The organism is Catenibacterium sp., from assembly GCF_052354645.1.
Lineage (GTDB): Bacteria > Bacillota_I > Bacilli_A > Erysipelotrichales > Coprobacillaceae > Catenibacterium > Catenibacterium mitsuoka_A.
The window spans coordinates 1-3955 of sequence record NZ_DAWDDM010000190.1; the positions used below are offsets into that span (position 1 = coordinate 1).

Genomic DNA, 3955 nt, shown 5'->3' on the forward strand with positions numbered 1-3955 from the left:
ACGATAGAATAATTGTGTAATAAGTCCATTATCAACTACCTGCCCTGCAAGGATAGTCAGGAAGATTGCACATAAATAGCTAACAGTACCAAGAAGAATGGCAGCAATCATAAAAATAAGAAGTGGTTTAACTAAACCAATCAACTGACCCATGATTTGAATAGCACTTCTACGATTTGTTTTATTCATTATACAGTTCCTTCCTTTCCATAGTTTTCTAAAGCCATCTGTGTTTCATATAAACGTTTATAGGCACCATTTTGATTCATTAACTCAGTATGTGAACCATGTTCTTTGATTTGTCCATCTTGTAAGAAGTAGATATGATCACTCTTTACTACATTGGCAAGTCTATGAGAAATAAGTAATACAGTTTTTGTTTTGGCTAATTCATGAATGACATTCATAATCAGTTCTTCACTTTCAATATCAATATTAGAAGCTGCTTCATCAAGGATATAGACAGATACATCCTTTTTAAGTAAAGCTCGAGCAAGGGCTAATCGTTGACACTGACCACCCGATAAGTTAGATGCTTTTTCTAATAGTTTTGTTTTTATACCATCCTGTGAGTTAAGAAATCCTAAAAGGTTTACTTTTTCTAGTACTGCTTCCATTTCTTCTTTTGTAGCATGAGGATCTGCCATACGAAGATTCTCTTCTACAGTTCCCTTAAATAGATAGCTGTTATGTCTAATCAATACAATATGTTTCATTAAATCTTCTTCATTGACATCCTTTAAGGGAGTACCACCAATTGTGATATCACCTATATATTCTTTATTCTTTCCAGCTAGAATACCAGCAATTGTACTCTTACCACATCCTGATTCTCCAACTAATGAGATAAAGGATCCTTTTGGTAATATCATATCAATACCCTTTAATATTTCTCTATTCTTTTCATAAGAGAAATGAACATCCTTGAATAAGATATCTAGACTATGATCAGATAATACTTCTTTTCCAGAACTTGTTTCAGGAATATCAAGAATCTTAAAGATTTTATCACTCGCTGCCATCCCATTCATTGCAATATGGAAAAAAGATCCAAGTAGTCTTAAAGGAAGGAAGAATTCACTGGCTAGAAGAATGATACAGAGCGTACCCTGCATATTAATATGTCCATGAAGATATTCTAATAAAGCAATGATCATTCCTATTGCAGCACCACCATAAGCGACAATATCCATGACACTGATAGTATTGAGCTGCATAGTTAAAACCTTCATAGTGATCTTACGGAATTTTTCGGATTCTTGATCCATTTCTTCTGCTTTCATATTATCTGCCTGATATATTTTAAGAGTTGTTAATCCCTGCAGGTTTTCTAGAAATGAATCTCCAAGTCCTGTATAAGTAGACCAATAGTTACTTAATAGTTTTTTCGCAAACTTCTGTACAGCTACTATAGACATAGGAATAAGTGGTACACAGATTAATAGTACGATACTTGCTTTTAGATTTACCCGACTTAATATAATGAATAATGTGATTGGTGCAAGTAAACTATAAAATAATTGAGGGAGATATTTGCTAAAATACGTTTCTAATTGTTCTACACCTTCTGTAGACACCTGTACCACTTCAGAAGAAGACACATATTCATTATAAGAGGCTCCGAGTTTAAGCATCTTATCATAAATCTTTTCTCTTAATATACGTTTTACATCCACACTTGCTAGGTATGATGTACGAGCACTCATACGTTCACATGTATAGCGAATCACTATGACTCCTAGTAATAATAAAAATGTAGATTTAAGATGACTTATAGTAAGCGTATTATTTAATACATAACCCAATAAGTCTGCAATAGTAAACACAGCAGTGATCTGTGCGAGTAATGAAATCCATTGCCAGAATACTGTATAAACAATATATTTTTTAGAGTGAGACAATAGTTTTATAAGTCTGGTTTTAATCATTTTAATATCCTTTCTTTTATAGTACATAGCATATGCCATAAAGCTGTTTTAGGGGCATAGATGATCATTCTAGGACCACTAAAACGCATGACCTGTCTGATCCTTTCTCTCATTTCAGGCTTATAACAATGCACCTTGCAATGCGCACAGAATGTCTTTTCTGCCATAAAAGGACATCTTTGACTACGTGCTTTTGCATAATTAACTAATTCCCTACATTCAGGACATAGCTCTTTTGTATGATGATTCTTCTTACAATAGATATGAATCATCTTTTCAATTGTTTCCTGTTCTTTAATTCTCTTTTTTTCTACTTTATTCATTGATTATTTCTTCTTTCTTTATCGTTTTTATTCGGAAAAAGAAATACAGAATATGGAAAATCCAGACAATCGCAATGCATATTCTTCCTACAGGTACATTTTTCATACAGATGAACCCTACTAACATAATAGCTGTAACCATACCCATGATTTTACATTTAGTCATTAATGTCATAGATCTGTTTTGTACAAAACTATCTAAGTGCTTTTTGTAAAGGTTTGTGTGCGTAAACCAGTGGTGAAGCTTATCTGAACTTTTTGCAAAACAGAATACAGTTGCCATATAGAAAGGGACTGTAGGTAAAATAGGTAGTATAATTCCTAAAGTTCCAAGTATCAAAGATATAAATCCTAGTAGTATCCAAATAATTTTCATATTCATCTCCTTACTTAGTCTCAACTAATAATTGTTAGTCTTATCAAACTGATATTTATTATATGTGAGAAGCTTTACTAAAGCAACACATATATTTATGGAAAAAAGTGCTTGCATTATGTAAAAAGTCATGGTATTATACATGAGCAGCAGAAAAACAAATGTCTACGTAGCTCAGCTGGATAGAGCACACGCCTTCTAAGCGTGCGGTCATGGGTTCGAATCCCCTCGTGGACGCCATCTAAAAATTACCTCGGTTGATCCGAGGTTTTTATTTTATATTTAAGTAAAAAGGTACCCAAGCGCTATTACGCCTGGGTACCTTTCATATTAGTTTTTATTTTCTTTTCTTCTTAGTAATGTATAGAAGAACATAGAAAGCATTGATAAAAGACTAAAGATTACAATTGGTGATGAATCACCTGTTTTTACAGTAGTAGATGTCTTATCAGACTTTACTGTAGTTGTTGTATCATTCTTCTGTGTTGGAGTAACAGTAACGTTATCTTTCTTATCAGAAGGAGTAGTTGTGACATCGTCCTTCTTGTCTGCAGGTGGAGTAGTATTGTCATCTTTATCAGTAGAGGCTAAGACAATCTTAAATGTTTTAGTGATAGTACCAACATAATACTCGTCACTTAACTTAATAGTAACACTACCTTCCCCTACTTCTGTATTATCACCATAAGTGATTGTATATTCACTTGGATCAATAACATTACCTTTACTATCTTTGACTACAATCTCTGGTTTAATTTGTTTACCAGTATAAGTCATTTCACTTAGTAAAGTAATTGTATCTTTTGTGACAATACCATATTTTGCATCAAATGCATCTAAATCAGCCTTAGCGTCATTATATTCGTTAAGAGCTGCATTATAGGCACTTAAAGCATTCTCATAATTCTTTGTCTTTTCATCATAGTCCTTCTGTGCATCAGCAAGCTTAGTTTCAATTGAACCAGCAGCATCTTTCGCACTTACATAAACTAATACAGTGTCACTTAAGTTATCTAATACTTCATCATGATAAGGTGCATAATGATCAACAGTTCCTGCTTTAATGCCTTCCCAGTCAGCAGTGGCTCTTTGTGCTTTTGCAAGACTTTCATTTGCATCATCTAGCTTCTTAGTAGTATCAGCTACGACATCAGCTTGAGCATTTTGGTCTTTAACAGCCTGGTCATATTCAGCCTGAACATTATCAAGATTGTTTTTAGCAGCATTTAATGCATCTTTTGCCTTGTTGCATTCTTCTAACTGCTTATTGTATGCATTAATCGCAGTATTTAACATATCAATATTGGCAGATAATGCATCTTTTTCAG

At 33.4% G+C, this 3955-nt stretch carries 3 protein-coding genes, 1 tRNA gene and 2 pseudogenes; 1 reads left to right on the forward strand and 5 read right to left on the reverse strand.

Annotated features, from left to right (window positions below; genetic code table 11):
* The 4 genes and pseudogenes from ACT8VG_RS08315 to ACT8VG_RS08330 all read right to left on the reverse strand — a co-directional run.
* A pseudogene (locus tag ACT8VG_RS08315) lies at window positions 1-189 on the reverse strand (ABC transporter ATP-binding protein); the annotation flags it as partial.
* Window positions 189-1928, reverse strand: coding sequence for an ABC transporter ATP-binding protein/permease (locus ACT8VG_RS08320; RefSeq protein WP_444195611.1), 1740 nt, complete (start codon window positions 1926-1928; stop codon window positions 189-191). The pseudogene ACT8VG_RS08315 and the gene ACT8VG_RS08320, both read right to left, overlap by 1 nt.
* On the reverse strand, window positions 1925-2251 hold the full coding sequence (locus tag ACT8VG_RS08325) for a nitrous oxide-stimulated promoter family protein (protein ID WP_432269935.1): 327 nt from the start codon (window positions 2249-2251) through the stop codon (window positions 1925-1927). Before ACT8VG_RS08325 ends, ACT8VG_RS08320 begins: the two co-directional genes overlap by 4 nt.
* On the reverse strand, window positions 2244-2627 hold the full coding sequence (locus tag ACT8VG_RS08330) for a YbaN family protein (protein WP_432269936.1): 384 nt from the start codon (window positions 2625-2627) through the stop codon (window positions 2244-2246). The genes ACT8VG_RS08325 and ACT8VG_RS08330 overlap by 8 nt, the downstream gene beginning before the upstream one ends.
* 163 nt (window positions 2628-2790) lie before the next feature.
* Here ACT8VG_RS08330 and ACT8VG_RS08335 point away from each other — a divergent pair.
* Window positions 2791-2867: transfer RNA gene (locus tag ACT8VG_RS08335), tRNA-Arg, on the forward strand.
* A gap of 90 nt (window positions 2868-2957) precedes the next feature.
* Here the strand turns inward: ACT8VG_RS08335 and ACT8VG_RS08340 are convergent.
* A pseudogene (locus ACT8VG_RS08340) lies at window positions 2958-3955 on the reverse strand (hypothetical protein); the annotation flags it as partial.